Raw genomic sequence first — 17,052 nt, forward strand, 5'->3', positions numbered from 1 at the left:
ATCCTCTCACCTACCGAATGCAGCACGCAGATTGGACCGATAAACACGTTCGGCAATCGGGCAAACATTACATTTGGCTCAGGCTGTCATCCGAATTCGGATAACTGCCTGACCAAATGGCAATTACCAACCATTCCGCATTTTTCAAAAATTGGCTCACATAAAAAATAACCGCGTTTTATACTGGACTTCCTGTTAACCACCGAGCCTACAATTGCACAAACCTGACTGCCACGATGCCATGGCACTGCTTATCCAGGAGATCCGGCGGCAAATTCCATTTCATCTGCCGGAAACGACGCTCTGTGCCGGGGATTGTCGCGGCTGCTCCAAAAAAATGCTGGAAATGCTGGATAGTGAAACCAGTTACTGGGAGTCCATGTTAACCCAGCAAATGCCTACCCTGCGGGATATTAGAAACCTGCAGGTGCTGGCACAACGCACCCATAAAATCCTTAAGAGAAACAAATTGTTGTAACGGGTAATCACTCACCAAACTTGCGCCGATACCTTGGCAACATGGAAGCGTTGCCCAATAACCCTCCCTGATGCAAATACAGCACGGGTTGTTGTGGGTGGCGCTTTTTATAATCCAGTAACAGCAGCCAACCTAAGGGATCATAAAGCAATTCAAATGCAATGCCCGTATGGCAAAGTTGCTGCCATATACGATAAAACTCTGGATACAATTTGCCAAAGTGGTACTTTTTCTTTGGGGTCAGTAACGTGGGGTAACATTCTGCCGTTTGGGATAACATGGCAAACTGCTGCTGCAAATAGTCATCACCGCCGACCACCGCACATGTAAGAACTTCTATATCCGCCTGTTGCTCGTAAAAATATGTGGCCAAATACAACGCGGTAGTACCAGTGCCCGATGGTAAAAACACCTTCAAACCTTTAATGCCAGAGCCCGTTGCCCATTGGCCGATTTCCTGAGCCAGTTGCCGCACACCATATTCGGCCTGCTGGCAACGTCCGCCTTCCGGTATGAAAAGTGCGCCCGGCAGACAAGGTAATATCTGTTGCTGCAGATATTCTCCCATGCCGAGTCCTTGCCTGAGCTGCGCAGGAAGCGCAATCACCTCTGCCCCCAAAGCCAGTGCCGCCTGATAATTTCCCGCCGGTGCCGCCTGTAGCCATTGCGGCAGATGATCCACATAAAAGCGTAACTGCCAGCCTTTTAATGCCGCCAGCGCCGCCATGGAATACAGCGAATTTGCCTGAGCTGAACCATACCCCACCAGCATTTGGGTACCGGGGAAATCATGCTCCAGGAAATAACGGAATTTACGGGCTTTGTTGCCACTAAATTGAGGATGTAACAGGTCATCCCGCTTCAGATAAAAATGAAACCCTGAAAACGTAAACGACATTACCGGAGTATGCGCCAGCTGCACGATTCACCGCCCTGTAACCACATGAAAAAGCCCTAAGGCGCCATTGTAAATGCCATGCCAAAAGGGGCAAATAGCAAACAGGCCATTAATTGGTGAATTTGCCCATTTATGGGAAATGCCATTCTAAAAAATCAATTTATTTAATCTAAAATCAATTAGTTACAAAGTGGCATAGTTATCGCATAACTCAGATAAGATTTGTATTGAACACTACCACGGGAACACAATATGGCTGTTTTGCGTTTACTTTTTAATATTGCTTGGTTCATCCTCGGCGGCTTTGTTATGGGGCTTGCCTGGTGGCTGGCAGGATTATTGTGCTTTATCAGCATCATCGGCATTCCTTTCGGCCGCGCCTGCTTTGTGATTGGAGAACTGGCATTTTGGCCCTTTGGTCAGGAACATGTCAGCCGGGAGCAACTGCTCGGTCGGGAGGATGTTGGTACCGGTGCTCTGGGGATGATTGGCAATATCATTTGGTTCCTGCTCTTCGGGATTTGGCTGGCAATCGGCCATATCACCCATGCATTGGCATGTTTCATCACGGTTATCGGCATCCCGTTCGGGATCCAGCATTTGAAACTGGCATTATTGAGCCTGACACCGATTGGGAAAACCGTGGTCAGTGCCCGTTGAACCTGCCATATTCCACACCTTGCCACTTGCCTTGAAGCAGATTTTCCCTCCGGTAAGTGGCAAATGACAACTACTTGCAAACATAAGCAATTTTTTTGATCTTGATCAGCATAAAAGGCCGTTCCCAATGGCAGGAATGGCTTTTACCTCTCACACTAACCCACTATGATGACGATTACTTTTCTCGGTCTGTAGAGGGACTTAAATGAAATATCCGGCATTATTACTGGCCATCTCCGCCGTACTGGGCTGTGGTGTGGCCAACGCTGCTGAACCCATCGAGATCATTCACCCGGCAAAGATGACTGAACCTGACAAAGTGGCGTTGGGTAAAATGCTCTATTTCGAACCTCGGCTGTCCAAGTCAGGCTTCATCTCCTGCAACTCCTGTCATAACCTGTCCATGGGCGGTGTGGATGCCCTGCCCACCTCCATAGGCGATCGCTGGCAACAGGGGCCGATTAACGCGCCAACCGTGCTCAATGCGGATTTTATGCTGGCGCAATTCTGGGATGGCCGGGCAAAAGACTTGCAAGAACAGGCCGGAGGCCCCATTGCCAATCCCAAAGAGATGGGCTTTACCCATGAGCTTGCCGTTGAAACCGTGGCTTCCATGCCGGCATATCGGGAACATTTCCGCAAAGTATATGGCAGCGACAAGATTGATATCGACCATATTACCGATGCCATTGCCGCCTTTGAAAAAACCCTGGTGACACCCAACAGCCCGTTCGACAAATACTTGGCCGGTGATCAACAAGCCATCAGTAGCGATGCCAAAGCCGGTTACGACATCTTTAAAAACCGTGGCTGTGTCGCTTGCCATAATGGACCGGCTGTCGGTGGCACCATGTACATGAAAATGGGCCTTATCAAACCGTTCCACACCAATAATCCGGCGGAAGGACGTAAAGGCGTTACCGGTAAAGAAGCCGATAAAATGGTGTTTAAGGTTCCCACCCTGCGTAATATTGAGCTGACATATCCCTATTTCCACGATGGCAGCGTATGGTCACTGGAAGAGTCGGTAAATACCATGTCAGATCTCCAGCTTGGGCAAAAATTCACGCCGGAAGAAACCACCCAAGTGGTGGCGTTTTTAAAATCACTCACCGGGGAGCAACCACAAATTACCCTGCCCATCCTGCCACCATCAACGGCTGCAACGCCCAAACCACAGCCGTTTGCAAACTAGCCAACGCCCCTGTCACTTGGACGCCATTCATATGGCGTCCTTTGCTTGGCTTATTGATTGGCCCATTATTTAGCGCTGCCAACACAGATGTACTGAATCAATTCATGAGTAGGGGCGCCTCACCACTTGGCCGTTTCCCTTCACGCTTTCAAGTGATTTTTTCAATCACCACCTGTGCTCATGAATCTTATTTTTCCTTTAAAAAAAACCTCAAATATCCATTCATTTTTCGCTGATATTTATTGCCAACATTTTACAGCATGCTCAGCGATAAATTTTAATGCTGTATTTTTGACGCCAAAAAAATGACTTTAATTGACAAAAATTAAAATAAATACTCTATTTTTAAAATCAGTTTTTAATATATATTTGGCATTTTTCAATTAGTTTTTTGTTATTAATTAAACAGTGTAATTATTTGTATTTTAATAATTTTTTTATTTTATCTCTTGATAAAGTCATACTTTTTTGTTTTATAAATAAAATTCACAAAACAATGATTGCCATTGAATAAAAAGCAGATATAAACTCGAAGAAAAATAATAAACAAAAAGCCACTCTCACATGGAAAAAATTATGAAATTAAAAACTGTAATTTCTGCCATTTGCATCGCTGTTTCATCGCAGGCTATTTCAGCCGAACTTTACGATAACCACAAAAATTATCCCGGCGGTTCTCAGGTATCCTTCAATGGTAATATCTATGAGGCCAAGTGGTGGGCCAATCCGGATCAATCTCCCGGCGCCAAGGTTGCCAATCCCTGGGAAACCCCGTGGGAACTCATAGCGGAAGGAGATGGTGCCACCCCGCCACCGGAGCCGGAGCCACAACCGGAAGAACCTGTCACACCACCTGCGCCGACACCGGCACCAGAAGGTGACTATGCCAATTACGCAGAAGGCACCCGTTATCAGGGCGGCGACATTGTATTGCATGAAAACAAACTGTATCGCTGTAAAAGCGGCGTGACCGTTCCATGGTGTGCCGGTGCCGCCTGGGCCTATGCGCCAGGCACTGGTACTGCCTGGTTTGAAGCCTGGGAGTGGGTATCAGAAGCGGACCTTAACGATGATCCCGTCACACCTGAACCCACGCCGACGCCTGAACCGACCCCTGAGCCAGAGCCGGAAAATCCATCTACCACGGATGGTTACCGCATCAGCCAAGCACAGCTGGATGCCACCGAAGCCTCGTTGACCGATGGTCCGGTACTTAGCGCCGTTAAAGAAGCCATTCGCACATTGGATAATGCCCTGGTTGAGCAGGTCACACCGCTGGCGGACACCAATCCTGACAACGTCAAACGGGTTGAAGGCATTATCAACGAGGCAGACTGGAATTATATGTTCCCGAAACGCGCGCCGGAATATACCTATCGCCATTTCTTGCAGGCTGTTGCCAAATTCCCGGCATTTTGCGGCAATTATGATGATGGCCGTGATGCCGAGGCCATCTGCCGTAAGTCCTTAGCCACCATGTTTGCCCACTTTACTCAGGAAACCGGTGGCCATACTGCCCATTGGGACGTTCCCCAATGGCGTCAGGGATTGGTACATGTGCGGGAGATGGGATGGAACGAGCAGATGCGCGGCGGTTATAACGGCGAATGCAATCCTGATGTATGGCAGGGGCAAACCTGGCCTTGCGGAACGTTTGCCAACGGCGAATTCAAGTCTTACTTTGGCCGGGGCGCCAAGCAGCTCAGTTACAACTACAATTACGGTCCGTTCTCAGATGCCATGTTTGGCACTGTCCGTACCTTGCTGGATAAACCCGAGTTGGTGGCCGATACCTGGTTAAACCTGGCCTCTGCGGTATTTTTCTTTGTTTACCCCCAACCGCCAAAACCTTCCATGCTGCATGTGATTGACGGCACCTGGCAACCCAACAATAGTGACCTGGCCAATAATCTTACCCCCGGGTTTGGCGTTACCACCCAGATCATCAATGGCGGCGTGGAATGTGGCGGTACGGTGGAAGTGGCACAATCCCTCAACCGTATCGATTACTACAGCAATTTTGCCCAATATCTGGAAGTCCGTGTGCCCGCCACTGAGATCCTGGGCTGTAAAGGCATGAAGCAGTTTGATGCTGCGGGGGCCGGTGCCACCAACATTTATTGGGAAAAAGATTGGGGCTGGTCTGCCGACACCCCTGACGGCGCGGCCTATGCCTGTAAACTGGTGAGTTACCAGACGCCATTTACCGCCTTTAAAGCCGGTGACTATGGCCGTTGTGTACGCAAGAACTTCCCCGATGTGCAGATAACGGAATAACCCTATCCTGGGATAATGAAAAAGCCAGCAGTGTTAATGCTGGCTTTTTCATGGGTATACAACAGCGGTTATCTACGGCTTCAGCGCTTTTTACAGGTTCCATAATATGTCACCCGGTCTTTTCCCCGAATGCCGTAATTCCAGGTAAACTCTTTGGTATGGGGGTTGATGGAAATCGTGTTGTCAATTTTAAACAGGGCACCGGTTTCATAATCAAATGACAGAAAATCACCTTCACGTCGCAAATCCCCGGTGTGTTGTGAGGTTTTTCCCTTCAGGTTGGTGAACTCGATTGTGCCTTCTTTGGCACTGTGGATCACCACCACTTCGCCGGGTTTGCCTTTTAAGGATTTATAATCGCAGTCATAAACCTTATCGCCAGCCCAAGCGGCACCACATCCCGTCGACAATACCAGCAACAGCAACATTTTTTTCATCATTCAGATCTCCTGACTGGGTAATAGCAGTACCCGAAAAAAACCATTACCGCATCTATATACGGCCAGATAACGCTATTGATACTAGTCACGATAAAAAATATCTGCCAACTTATTAAGATAAAAATAAGTTATGCCCCTACCCCATTGATATCCCGATGAAGTTCTTCATACATCAATTCCCGCATCCGAAATTTCTGGATTTTGCCGGTGACGGTCATGGGATACTGCTCCACAAACTTGATATATCGCGGCACCTTGAAATACGCGACTTTTTCAGTAAGGAAGTGGCGTATCTCGCTTTCAGACACTGAGCTGCCAGGGCGCACTTTAATCCAGGCGCACACCTCTTCACCGTATTTGTCACTTTGCACCCCAAACACTGCCGCATCCTGAATGTCATGGTGGGTATACAGCTTTTCTTCGATTTCCCTAGGGTAAATATTCTCTCCGCCCCGGATAATCATGTCTTTAATGCGCCCAACAATCTGTACATACCCTTCATCATCCATCACGCCCAAATCCCCCGAATGCAACCAGCCTTGGGGATCTATGGTGGCTTCGGTTTTGGCCGCATCATTCCAGTAACCTTGCATGACGCAATATCCACGGCTGCACACCTCACCGGGCTGGCCCACAGGTAAAATCTCTCCGAATTCATCCACAATCTTGACTTCGGTATGGGGCAATGCGCGCCCGACCGTTGTGACCTGTTTTTCAAACGCCGAGTCTATCTCGGTAATATTGTTGATGGGACTGCATTCGGTTTGCCCGTAGGCAATCACCACTTCGGTCATGTGCATCAGGGCATGCACCCGTTTCATGACCTCCTCAGGGCAGGTAGCACCAGCCATCACGCCGGTACGCAGACTACTCAGGTCATACTGGTCAAAGTCCGCCAGTTCCAGTTCCGCAATAAACATGGTGGGCACCCCATGCAATGCGGTGCAGCGCTCTTGTGCCACCACTTGCAAGGTAATGGCCGGGTCAAAGGCATCTGACGGGAATACCGCGGTGCCGCCTTTTGCCACACAAACCAGATTGCCCAGCACCATGCCAAAACAATGGTACAAGGGCACCGGAATGCATAAACGGTCATCCGCGCCAAAGCGCATGGCCTCCGCCACCAACATGCCGTTGTTGAGAATATTGTGATGCGTGAGCGTAGCGCCTTTGGGATTGCCGGTAGTGCCCGATGTAAACTGGATATTAATGGCATCATGAGGGGATAAACGGGCCCCGATGCCTTGCAAATCGGCATATTCCGTCGCACCGCCCAAATCGCATACCTCCGGGAAATTCAACATGCCGGGGGTTTTGTCACTGCCGGTTCGGATCACGCAGCGCAGCTCAGGCAACCGTTTGGCCTGCAATTTTCCAGGCTCGGCAAAGGCTAGCTCTGGCGCCAACTCCTGCAGCATGGAAAGATAATGGCTGGATTTGAATTGATCGTGGGTGATCAATGCCTTGCATCCCACGTTGGTCAGTGCGTATTCCAGCTCCTCCGGACGATAGGCAGGATTGATACACACCATGATGGCCCCGATACGGGCTGTGGCAAATTGCGTCAGGCACCATTCAATATTGTTAGGTGACCAAATTCCCACCCGGTCGCCGGGGCCAATCCCCAACGCCAGCAAACCAGTGGCAAGCCGATCGATTTCCTGCAGATAGCGGGCATAACTCCAGCGAATCTGCTGATGGTGCATGACCACCGCCGTGTTATCCGGAAAACGGGCACAAATATCATCAAGATACTGGCCGATGGTTTTATCAATCAGTGAAATATCGCCATTTCCCCTATAGTGGCTTTGGGAAAGCGGCAAGCAATTTTGCGGGTTACTTGTTGTATTGGCAGACATCTATGCCTCCATGCGCGGTGTTATCGTAATCGGAAGAGTCTGTCTTCTGAAACTCACCAAAGACGGCTGCAATGGCCAGGCTCATCGCCCAGCGCTTGGCAATAAGCGCCACCCCAGAACAATTTCAGAACTCACCTGACTGTAACGAATGATTTGTGCTAATAACAAGCAACACTAAAAGTTTTTAGACTAAAGAATGAGCCCTTTACGCAGGGTAAAGCCAGCAAAAGTATTTCTTTTAAATTCTTTTATTTTCAAATGGTAAACTTAAAAAACAAGCGAAAATACTGGCTTTATTGAAAAGCGTTGTCATGCTGCCGGTTTATGGGGTTTTTAGCAGGATACCAAGACATTGGCCTTCACCTTTGTGGTCAAGCAACCATAATATTCAACATCCTTGATATTATGGGAACTATCGACTATTCGTCATGGGTGTGAAAAATCCATCAACAGTTAATCCTGCAGGAGCGCATATGAAAACCAACGTTTTATCCCTTTTAGCGATAATGGCTGCCACAAGTTTGCTCTGCAGTGGCGTGGCGCAAGCCAAAGACAAGGAGCATCAAGCTCATGCCAGCGGGCATAAAAGCCTACCGCCCGGATTGCAAAAAAAAGCAGCCAAGGGACAGCCGTTACCCCCAGGGTGGCAAAAACGCTACAACAAGGGCGACATTCTGGAAACGGATATCTACCATCGCGGCGAGGTGACCGCACCGGCCAATCACGATGGCATCATTACGCTGAATGTGGACGGACAGCTATTCAAACTTGAAGAAAAAACCCGTAGGATCATTGATATCCTGACGGAATAGATCGGTGGGGCAACATACGTGACGCTTGTATGTTGCCCCCAAAAATCTCTCAACGGCCGTCTATCATGCGGCCAATACCGCCCAATACCGAGCCTTCGCCCCTGTCACTGCCACCGGCAGACGGTGCATGAGCCAAAATGCGATCCGCCATCCGAGAAAATGGCAAACTCTGCAGCCACACATCTCCATGACCGGACAAAGTGGCTAAAAACAACCCTTCCCCGCCGAACACCATGGACTTGAGCGAACCTGCACGTTGAATGTCGTAATCGATGCCACTGGTAAAGCCCACCAGACAACCGGTATCCACTCTCAGGGTTTCACCGTTCAGCTGTTTGCGGATCAGCGTGCCACCGGCATGAATGAATGCCATGCCATCGCCTTTCAGGCTCTGCAGAATGAATCCTTCGCCGCCAAAAAAGCCGGTGCCCAGACGTTTATTGAATTTCATGCTGACCTGAGTGCCCAAAGCCGCCGCCAGAAAGCTATCTTTTTGCAGGATGAGTTCACCGCCCACATCGGCCATATCAATGGCGAGTATGGTCCCCGGGTACGGGGCAGAGAAAGACACCCGCTGTTTACGGTTGCCCTGATTGGTGAAATGGGTCATAAAAATGCTTTCACCCGTCAACATCCGTTTGCCGGCGCCCATTAACTTCCCGAAAAAACCGGACTCAGGTTCCGAGCCATCACCCATCCTGGCTTCAAAATCAATGCCTTGCTCCATGTAGGTCATGGCACCAGCCTCAGCGATCACCGTCTCCCCGGGATCCAGCTCCACTTCCACCAACTGCATGCTTTCGCCTATGATTTCATAATCCACTTCATGGCAGCGTTTGCTCATATATCCCGTCCTCTTGTTACACCACTTAATTGATGATTCGGTTATCCGTATGCACTGGCACATACGGTTATCATTATCAGGTCACACATGGCGGCAAATGAGTGTGGCCACTGACATCATTATGGATTTTACCCCCAACATCAAACACTCCACGACAAAAACTTACCCATGGCGGCACTGGCCGTGAATTTGCCATAGGAATGCAAACACCCCGGTAAGTTCACCCAGCAGATGTGCAAACAAACCCTAATCAAACATCAGAGGCCTGCGCCTTGATAATCTGTGGCACAGGTAACGTCTTGCCAGGTTACAGATGACGGCACTTTATTTTTGGCTTATGCTAGATTGGATTTGTCGGGTAGTTGTGATGTCATCGCTTGTTCATCGGCCACTTTACCCCGATGATGCATGGAAAACTTATAACTCCGTCAACAGGAATTTTTCGGATGAAAATTGAGTACTCTCCCATTGGGATCATTCACAGCCCCTTCAAACAGCAAGCAGGCACCCCCGTTCAACCCTCCCGGGCCAATAATGCCGAAGGGCGTATCGAGCTGTTACCGCAATTCGTGGAAGGGCTCACCGATATCCATGAATTTTCCCATATTGTATTGCTGTGTCACCTGCACCAGTGCAGCGGCAATTTTCAGATGAAAGTCACCCCCTACCTTGACGATGCTCAACACGGCTTGTTTGCCACCCGCTCACCACGCCGCCCGAACCCCATCGGTTTGTCTGTTGTGGAACTCCTGGGAGTGGAAAATAACCTCTTGCATATTCGCAATCTGGATTTGCTGGACGGCACACCGGTACTGGATATCAAGCCTTATGTGGGAGAGTTTGATCAACGCCCCGGCGCCAAATTCGGCTGGTTTGAACGGGCCAAAAAGATTGCCACGGCAGATGACCGCTTTTGTGAGACTGAGCAGCATTAACCGTCACCAATAACGTGATGCCGCCGCATCAAAAAGGGGAGCATTAAGCTCCCCTTTTTACATTGGACTCACATCAACAATTACACCAAGATGCTGACAACGCCTTGCGTTTTCTCCCGCCATCAGCATCTACGGGCAAACATACCCGCAAGCATTGGTTAGAAAGGTGCGTCAATATCAACCACATCCACCAGTTTGTGGTTCACGAACTCTTTCAGCCCCAGACCCAACAGTTCACGGCCATAGCCTGAATGACGAATGCCGCCAAAAGGCAGATCCGCTTTCACCATGGTGGGATGGTTAACAAATACCATACCGGTGGAAATGCGATGGGCCACCTGCTCACCCCGTTTCACATCGGCGGTAAACACTGAGCCACCCAAGCCAAAAGGTGAATCATTGGCAATGCGCACGGCATCGTCTTCATCCTTGGCCCGCAGGATCATGGATACCGGCCCAAAGAATTCCCAATAATATGCTGGGTTATCCGGTGTCACATTGGTCAGGATGGTTGGCTGAACAAAGGCGCCCTGTGTTGGCACTTTAGGGCCCACTTCGGTAGCAGTTGCCCCGTGAGCCACGGCTTGGCGAATTTTCTCTTTCACTTCATCCGCTGCCGCTTGGGATGACAACGGTGCCAATGTGGTGGTTGCATCCATGGGATCGCCTGCTTTCAAGCCTGCCACCCCTTCGGTGTACTGACTCAAGAACTGATCGTAAACCTTATCCACAATAATCATGCGCTTGGACGATACACACACCTGCCCGCCGTTCCAGTGACGACCAAACACGGCCCACTTGACGGTTTTGGCCATTTCGGCATCTTCCAGCACCACAAAGGCATCTGCGCCCCCCAATTCCAGGGTGGATTTCTTCATGGCTTTACCTGCCTGGGCGGCAACAACCGCACCAGCACCTTCAGAGCCGGTCAGTGCTACACCATGCACGCGAGGATCATTGATGATTTTTTCAATCTGGGAGCGGGTAGCGTACAGATTCTGGAAAGCTCCTTGTGGCAAGCCGGCATCACGCATCAAGGCTTCAAAAGCGGCAGCGGCTTGAGGCACGTTGGATGCGTGTTTCAAAATAACCGTATTCCCGGCAGACAGTTGCGGCGCCAAAATACGGGCAATCTGGTAATAAGGGAAATTCCAGGGTTCAATGGCCAAAATGGTGCCTAACGGTTCATGCACCAATGTGGCTTGCCCTTCAGCAGGATCTGCCACCGGCAACTTTTCTGGCGCCAGCAGTTTTTCGGCGTTCTTTACATAGTACTCAATAATTTGTGCTGACAGTTCCACTTCACCTTCAGCTTCACCAATCACCTTGCCCATCTCCAGGGTAAGTATCTCGGCATATTTGCGCTTGTTGTCGCGTAAAATGGTGGCTGCACGCTGCAGTATTTCAGCGCGCTGGGCAAACGATGTTTCTTTCCATGCCACAAAAGCGGCATGGGCATCAGCAAGGGCTTGCTCTACTTGTTCATCGGTTGCATCTGGGAATTTTTTTACCAACTCGCCAGTGTAAGGGTTAACTGTTGCATAGCTCATAAATAAAACCTCCTAATACACATCCGTATTTTACGGAGTATGATTCCGTTACCTTTGGTAATCATTAAAGCCTCACTCAACCTTACTACTATCCCTCTTTAAAAGCTACTGTTTGAATAACAATAACGCCCATAAAATATACCCATGAAAAATGTACATAATTATAATGTTGACAATTTGTTAATTCTGTATTTTTACTCAGCATCCTTTTAAAAAACCTTATTGAAACAACCCATAGAATATAACTGACACATAAAATAAACCCATGAAAATCATGCCAACTTGTTGGATGTTTTCAATCTAAAACAAAAAAACAGACAGGAGAGACAAAAAATACAATATATTGATTTATATTCATTTTTATAAACTAAAATATAATGTCGATATTATTCCACAATAATGTTGTGAGTATTTACGTGACAATTTTACATTCATACCCAGCACCACAAGGAAAATACAAAAATGTTTGGTCAACATTTTCGTTATCCGGTTATACAACATTTACTTGTTTACATTAGATTAATAATGCTGTCACATTGGGTGTCATGATTAAAAATACAATCGGAATACTCTATAACCTTAAGTTATTTATTCTGTTTGACTTATAAAAAATTCCGTATGAATAAATGAAGAATAAAAACCTTGTTAATAATATTGGCATCACCCATTTGGCAGATATATCCACCACCACCCATTACCCTTAATAATATTTAAGATAAAACAGATACCAATCTTCATCTATTTTCCGGTACCCCACCGTATTATAAGGAAGCCCGCTTAAAGCCCGATCCAGGTGAGTGTATCGTGGCAAGGGATTGTGCGGACGATAAACATACCCTTTGGTACTGATGCCATTGGGCGTTGAGATGACCGAGCTCACAAACATCACCCCATGGGCGCCCCATGTGCGAATGCCCCCCTCCAGCGACAATTGTGTAAAGTGCTGCCGATATTGCTGCCAGCGCACCTTATCAATGGCCTTGTCAGGATCCATGAATTGGCTGTTAATGGAAAAAAGTTGGCCATCCTGACGAAACATGGCCATAAGTTGCATAAACCCTGACTGCTGCTCGGTAAGCGACGTTATCAGTTGTTGATCTGTCCGATGCCGTTTCACGGTAAAACCATCCGACATGCGCACAAACAACCACACCGCCAGCAACAGTGCCGCAACCATTAATAACCGGGTTATCCATTGCATCATACCAACATCCTTGTGGAACACAGCGACCACTTGTTACTCATCCTAAGTGAAATTACCGGGGCTGAAAGTTAGCGTTACAACTTTGGCTGTAAAAAATTGTAACCAATTGTAAATAATTCGGTCATACCAATAGACCAAAAAATAATCAATCAAATCAAGAAGAATGTTTTATCAGACAATGGCAGGAAAGCACCAGCTAACAAGCATGATCCAACGCTTAAAAACTGCAATTAAGTGATCTGAATCACTTAATAAGTCAGTGTATTTCCATTAGTTAATGTTCACTTTTATGGCACAAAAGTGACAATGGGAAAGTGCCTGTTTATGACCTTTTTTTGATGGCATTCCCCCATGAATGTGTTGTTTTTTTGCTCATTAAACCGTTTTTTTATCTGTGGTTTTAGGAACTTATTCCATTTTTCAGCGACTTGACAGAACACCTTGAAAGATAAAGAATCCTGCCACCTATTCTTGGACGAATGAGATAGATTGCCGTCATGCTGCTTACCCCTTCGGTAAGTTCCGGAGCCACCTCTGAGGTAAATTCCCGTGAGGAGACCCCCGTCGATGTACTGCTTATCGGCGGCGGCATAATGAGTGCCACCCTGGGTACATTTCTACAGACTCTGGAACCCGACTGGTCTTTGACCATGATTGAACGCCTGGATGGCGTTGCACAGGAAAGTTCCAATGGCTGGAATAATGCCGGTACCGGGCACTCAGCGCTAATGGAACTTAATTACACTCCCCAACAACCCGATGGCAGTGTCAACATCCAAAAGGCGATAGACATTAACGAAGCCTTTCAGATATCACGCCAGTTTTGGGCGTATCAGGTCAGCCAGAATGTGCTGCATGAACCCCATAAATTCATTAACAGCGAACCCCACATCAGCTTTGTATGGGGCGATGCCAACGTGAATTTCCTGCGGACACGCTACCGGGCACTGCAGTCGCACACGCTGTTTTCCGGGATGGAATACTCGGAAGACCACGAACAAATCCGCCAATGGGCCCCACTGGTGATGGAGGGACGCGACCCCCAACAAAAAGTGGCCGCCACCCGCACCGATAACGGTACGGACGTGAACTTTGGCGAAATTACCCGCCAGTTGGTGACATCACTGCAACAAAAGCCCAATTTCAGTTTGCAGCTCAATACTGAAGTGCGCGATTTGCAACGTGCCAGTGACAACAGCTGGACAGTGACAGTGGCCGACACCAAGGATCATGGTAATAAACGCACCATTCGCGCCCGCTTCGTGTTTATCGGTGCCGGTGGTGCGGCCTTGCGTTTATTGCAAAAATCCGGCATCCCGCAAGCAAGGGAATATGCCGGTTTTCCGGTAGGCGGCCAGTTTCTGGTAACCGAAAACGAAGCGGTTGTGAAGCTGCACTCGGCTAAAGTCTATGGCCGCGCTGAAGTGGGCGCACCGCCCATGTCCGTGCCCCATCTTGACACCCGCATTCTGGAAGGCAAAAAGGTGCTGCTCTTTGGTCCATTTGCCACGTTCTCCACCCGCTTTTTGAAAAACGGTTCATTGCTGGATTTGATGAAATCCATCAATGCTTCCAACTTGATGCCAATGATGCGGGTCGGGCTGGATAATTTTGATCTGGTGAAATATCTCATCAGCCAGGTACGGTTGTCTGACGATGACCGTTATGAAGCCCTGAAACAGTATTATCCCGATGCAGCGAAAGCCGACTGGCGCTTATGGACCGCCGGACAGCGGGTGCAGATTATCAAGCGTGATCCGCAAAAAGGTGGCGTATTGCGCCTTGGCACAGAAGTGGTCAGTGATGAACTGGGTACCATTGCCGCCCTGCTGGGGGCGTCACCTGGTGCCTCTACAGCGGCGCCCATCATGCTGCAATTGCTGGAAAAGGTATTTCCGGAAAAAGTGGCCTCGGCCTCATGGCGCAGCAAACTGCAGCAGATCATTCCGTCCTACGGCACACGCCTGGATGGCAATGAAGAGGCAACAGAGCAGGAATTGGCATACACCTGCAAAATGTTACAGTTGCGACGCCAAGTACGGGAAACCATGGCCAATATACCGGAGCCGGACAACCGTTACGTGATGCCGGCCAACAATATGGCGGATATCGCCCTATAGCGAGAGGTGTCGTTAACGGATAATCACCTTAACAATCGTCACCTTAAAAATAGTTGCCTTAAAAATGCCAAAGGGTTGTTTGCTGATGCAGACAACCCTTTTTGCTATAACGTGCAACACATTTACCTTAACCCAACGCCCACATGCCGCAAGGCCGCGACTTACACAAAGCGGTGCCGCAGCCTTAACGATGGCAATTCATCCCCTACCACCAGGTGGCATAAAATCCTATCAGGATAAGGGTTATCACCAAGGCCGAGATGCGATAGCCGCCATGGGTGCTGAAGTCGATGTCATGCAGCGGGATGCTGTGTTCATGATCTTTGCCCTTGCCTTCCAGCAGGGAGATGATCACCGCCAGCAGCAAACAGCAGACAAACACATAGCCGACCCGGTCCATAAACGGCACCTGCGGTAACCAGAATTTGGCCACAGCAGACAATACGGCAGAGCCAATGGCGGCTGCCAAAGCGCCGTTTGCCGTGGCTTTTTTCCAGAACATCCCCAGCACGAACAGCACCACGATGCCAGGGGTAAAGAAGCCGGTAAATTCCTGGATGAACTGGAATGCCTGTTCTGATTTGCCCAGTAGCGGCTGGGCGGTGATCAACGCTACCAGCAAGGCAACCACGCTGGCAATACGCCCTACTTTCACATAATGATGCTGGGTCTGATGCCGCCGCATCTGGGCATATAGATCCATGGTGAAAATGGTGGAAATACTGTTGGTCATGGAGGCAAGGCTTGAGAGGATGGCGGCCACCAATGCGGCAAAAATCAGCCCTTTAAGCCCGGTCGGCATCATGCCCATCAGCAGCGGGTAGGCTTGGTCCGGCCGCTCCAGCGGCGGCAACAGCAACACGGCTGCAATCCCCGGCAGCACCACCAGTACGGGCATCAGCAATTTCAAGAATGCGGCAAAGGCAATCCCGCGACGGGCCTCTTTCAAATCCTTGGCTGCCAGGGCCCGCTGGATAATGTACTGGTTGCAACCCCAATAAGACAGGTTCATCACCCACAGACCGCCGACGAGCACGGAAATCCCGGGCAAACTGGCATAATGAGGGTTGTCCGGCGTGAGGATCATGTCGAATTTTTCCGGCAGTTTCGTCATCAGGATATCAAACCCGGCAATAATCCCCTGGCCATCGCTGACCATCTGTAACGATACATAAGACAGGAACAAGCCCCCGGCCACCAGCAGCAATACCTGAATGATATCCGTCAGCGCCACCGCCTTAAGGCCACCATACAGGGAATAGGCAAGCGACAATAACGCCAACAGGCCCAGACTGGCCGTGATATTGAGCCCCGTCAGGGTGTTAATGGCCAGCGCCCCCAACCACAATACGGCGGTGAGGTTAACAAACACGTACACCGCCATCCAGAACAGCGCCATGGTCAACCGTACCCGGTTATCATAGCGGTGCAGCAAAAACTGCGGCATGGTGTAAATCTTGCGCTTGAGGAAAATCGGCAAGAACCAGGCGCCCACGATAATCAAGGTAATGGCAGCCATCCATTCATAGGATGCAATGGCCAACCCAATGGCATAACCGGAGCCGGACATGCCGATGACCTGCTCGGCCGAGATGTTGGACGCCACCAAAGAGGCCCCGATTGCCCACCAGGGCAGACTGTTTCCGGCCAGGAAATAATCGCTGGTATTTTTATCGTGCCCGGGTTTGTCCCGCGATACCCACCAGGCCAATCCTAACAGGATGACCACATAGGCCGCCAGAATGGCAAAGTCCAATGGGGCTAACAACATACAGCTTTC

General features: G+C 49.2%; 14 protein-coding genes. 7 read left to right on the forward strand and 7 right to left on the reverse strand.

Annotated elements, in window-relative coordinates:
- Positions 1–214: 214 nt before the first annotated feature.
- On the forward strand, positions 215–478 hold the full coding sequence (locus tag ACIDEJ_RS08895; RefSeq protein WP_411987716.1) for a hypothetical protein: 264 nt from the start codon (positions 215–217) through the stop codon (positions 476–478).
- A 7-nt stretch (positions 479–485) separates the two neighbouring features.
- Here ACIDEJ_RS08895 and ACIDEJ_RS08900 read toward each other — a convergent pair whose 3' ends face one another.
- Entirely contained in the window at positions 486–1,376 is an 891-nt protein-coding gene (locus ACIDEJ_RS08900; RefSeq protein ID WP_411987717.1) for a pyridoxal-phosphate dependent enzyme, read from the reverse strand.
- A gap of 252 nt (positions 1,377–1,628) precedes the next feature.
- On the opposite strand from ACIDEJ_RS08900, the gene ACIDEJ_RS08905 reads away from it, so the two are divergent.
- From ACIDEJ_RS08905 to ACIDEJ_RS08915, 3 genes are all read left to right on the forward strand, one after another.
- Complete coding sequence (locus ACIDEJ_RS08905) at positions 1,629–2,036, forward strand: YccF domain-containing protein (RefSeq protein WP_411987718.1); 408 nt, start codon at positions 1,629–1,631, stop codon at positions 2,034–2,036.
- Positions 2,037–2,241: 205 nt separating this feature from the next.
- A complete protein-coding gene (locus ACIDEJ_RS08910) occupies positions 2,242–3,231 on the forward strand; it encodes a cytochrome-c peroxidase (protein ID WP_411987719.1) in 990 nt (329 codons plus the stop codon).
- Positions 3,232–3,807: 576 nt separating this feature from the next.
- Complete coding sequence (locus ACIDEJ_RS08915; protein ID WP_411987720.1) at positions 3,808–5,508, forward strand: glycoside hydrolase family 19 protein; 1,701 nt, start codon at positions 3,808–3,810, stop codon at positions 5,506–5,508.
- Between the two features lie 80 nt (positions 5,509–5,588).
- Here ACIDEJ_RS08915 and ACIDEJ_RS08920 read toward each other — a convergent pair whose 3' ends face one another.
- A complete protein-coding gene (locus tag ACIDEJ_RS08920) occupies positions 5,589–5,948 on the reverse strand; it encodes a hypothetical protein (RefSeq protein WP_411987721.1) in 360 nt (119 codons plus the stop codon).
- 128 nt (positions 5,949–6,076) lie between these two features.
- Positions 6,077–7,807 carry an AMP-binding protein gene (locus tag ACIDEJ_RS08925; protein WP_411987722.1) on the reverse strand — a complete coding sequence of 577 codons (1,731 nt, stop codon included), beginning with the start codon at positions 7,805–7,807 and terminating at the stop codon, positions 6,077–6,079.
- Positions 7,808–8,280: 473 nt separating this feature from the next.
- On the opposite strand from ACIDEJ_RS08925, the gene ACIDEJ_RS08930 reads away from it, so the two are divergent.
- On the forward strand, positions 8,281–8,619 hold the full coding sequence (locus tag ACIDEJ_RS08930) for a hypothetical protein (protein ID WP_411987723.1): 339 nt from the start codon (positions 8,281–8,283) through the stop codon (positions 8,617–8,619).
- Between the two features lie 49 nt (positions 8,620–8,668).
- Here the strand turns inward: ACIDEJ_RS08930 and ACIDEJ_RS08935 are convergent, their stop codons facing one another.
- A complete protein-coding gene (locus tag ACIDEJ_RS08935; protein ID WP_411987724.1) occupies positions 8,669–9,463 on the reverse strand; it encodes a TIGR00266 family protein in 795 nt (264 codons plus the stop codon).
- 446 nt (positions 9,464–9,909) lie between these two features.
- Between ACIDEJ_RS08935 and tsaA the strand changes: the two genes are divergently transcribed.
- Positions 9,910–10,398, forward strand: a complete 489-nt coding sequence (gene tsaA, locus ACIDEJ_RS08940) for a tRNA (N6-threonylcarbamoyladenosine(37)-N6)-methyltransferase TrmO (RefSeq protein WP_411987725.1) — start codon at positions 9,910–9,912, stop codon at positions 10,396–10,398.
- 158 nt (positions 10,399–10,556) lie between these two features.
- Here the strand turns inward: tsaA and ACIDEJ_RS08945 are convergent, their stop codons facing one another.
- Both ACIDEJ_RS08945 and ACIDEJ_RS08950 read right to left on the reverse strand, forming a co-directional pair.
- Positions 10,557–11,948: an NAD-dependent succinate-semialdehyde dehydrogenase gene (locus ACIDEJ_RS08945; RefSeq protein WP_411987726.1), complete on the reverse strand. Its 1,392-nt coding sequence runs from the start codon at positions 11,946–11,948 to the stop codon at positions 10,557–10,559.
- 700 nt (positions 11,949–12,648) lie between these two features.
- The gene (locus tag ACIDEJ_RS08950; RefSeq protein WP_411987727.1) at positions 12,649–13,152 is read right to left on the reverse strand and encodes a hypothetical protein; all 504 of its coding nucleotides are present in this window, start codon (positions 13,150–13,152) and stop codon (positions 12,649–12,651) included.
- Positions 13,153–13,649: 497 nt separating this feature from the next.
- On the opposite strand from ACIDEJ_RS08950, the gene mqo reads away from it, so the two are divergent.
- Positions 13,650–15,272 carry a malate dehydrogenase (quinone) gene (mqo, locus tag ACIDEJ_RS08955; RefSeq protein WP_411987728.1) on the forward strand — a complete coding sequence of 541 codons (1,623 nt, stop codon included), beginning with the start codon at positions 13,650–13,652 and terminating at the stop codon, positions 15,270–15,272.
- A 205-nt stretch (positions 15,273–15,477) separates the two neighbouring features.
- Here mqo and ACIDEJ_RS08960 read toward each other — a convergent pair whose 3' ends face one another.
- Positions 15,478–17,043, reverse strand: a complete 1,566-nt coding sequence (locus ACIDEJ_RS08960; RefSeq protein ID WP_411987729.1) for a sodium/sugar symporter — start codon at positions 17,041–17,043, stop codon at positions 15,478–15,480.
- Positions 17,044–17,052 lie beyond the last annotated feature (9 nt).

The organism is Shewanella mytili, assembly GCF_046765975.1.
GTDB lineage: Bacteria > Pseudomonadota > Gammaproteobacteria > Enterobacterales > Shewanellaceae > Shewanella > Shewanella mytili.

Coding starts and splice junctions, on each gene's coding strand:
- ACIDEJ_RS08900 (WP_411987717.1), bottom strand. CDS start 1,376: ATGTCGTTTACGTTTTCAGGGTTTCATTTTTATCTGAAGCGGGATGAC.
- ACIDEJ_RS08905 (WP_411987718.1), top strand. CDS start 1,629: ATGGCTGTTTTGCGTTTACTTTTTAATATTGCTTGGTTCATCCTCGGC.
- ACIDEJ_RS08910 (WP_411987719.1), top strand. CDS start 2,242: ATGAAATATCCGGCATTATTACTGGCCATCTCCGCCGTACTGGGCTGT.
- ACIDEJ_RS08915 (WP_411987720.1), top strand. CDS start 3,808: ATGAAATTAAAAACTGTAATTTCTGCCATTTGCATCGCTGTTTCATCG.
- ACIDEJ_RS08920 (WP_411987721.1), bottom strand. CDS start 5,948: ATGATGAAAAAAATGTTGCTGTTGCTGGTATTGTCGACGGGATGTGGT.
- ACIDEJ_RS08925 (WP_411987722.1), bottom strand. CDS start 7,807: ATGTCTGCCAATACAACAAGTAACCCGCAAAATTGCTTGCCGCTTTCC.
- ACIDEJ_RS08930 (WP_411987723.1), top strand. CDS start 8,281: ATGAAAACCAACGTTTTATCCCTTTTAGCGATAATGGCTGCCACAAGT.
- ACIDEJ_RS08935 (WP_411987724.1), bottom strand. CDS start 9,463: ATGAGCAAACGCTGCCATGAAGTGGATTATGAAATCATAGGCGAAAGC.
- tsaA (WP_411987725.1), top strand. CDS start 9,910: ATGAAAATTGAGTACTCTCCCATTGGGATCATTCACAGCCCCTTCAAA.
- ACIDEJ_RS08945 (WP_411987726.1), bottom strand. CDS start 11,948: ATGAGCTATGCAACAGTTAACCCTTACACTGGCGAGTTGGTAAAAAAA.
- ACIDEJ_RS08950 (WP_411987727.1), bottom strand. CDS start 13,152: ATGATGCAATGGATAACCCGGTTATTAATGGTTGCGGCACTGTTGCTG.
- mqo (WP_411987728.1), top strand. CDS start 13,650: ATGCTGCTTACCCCTTCGGTAAGTTCCGGAGCCACCTCTGAGGTAAAT.
- ACIDEJ_RS08960 (WP_411987729.1), bottom strand. CDS start 17,043: ATGTTGTTAGCCCCATTGGACTTTGCCATTCTGGCGGCCTATGTGGTC.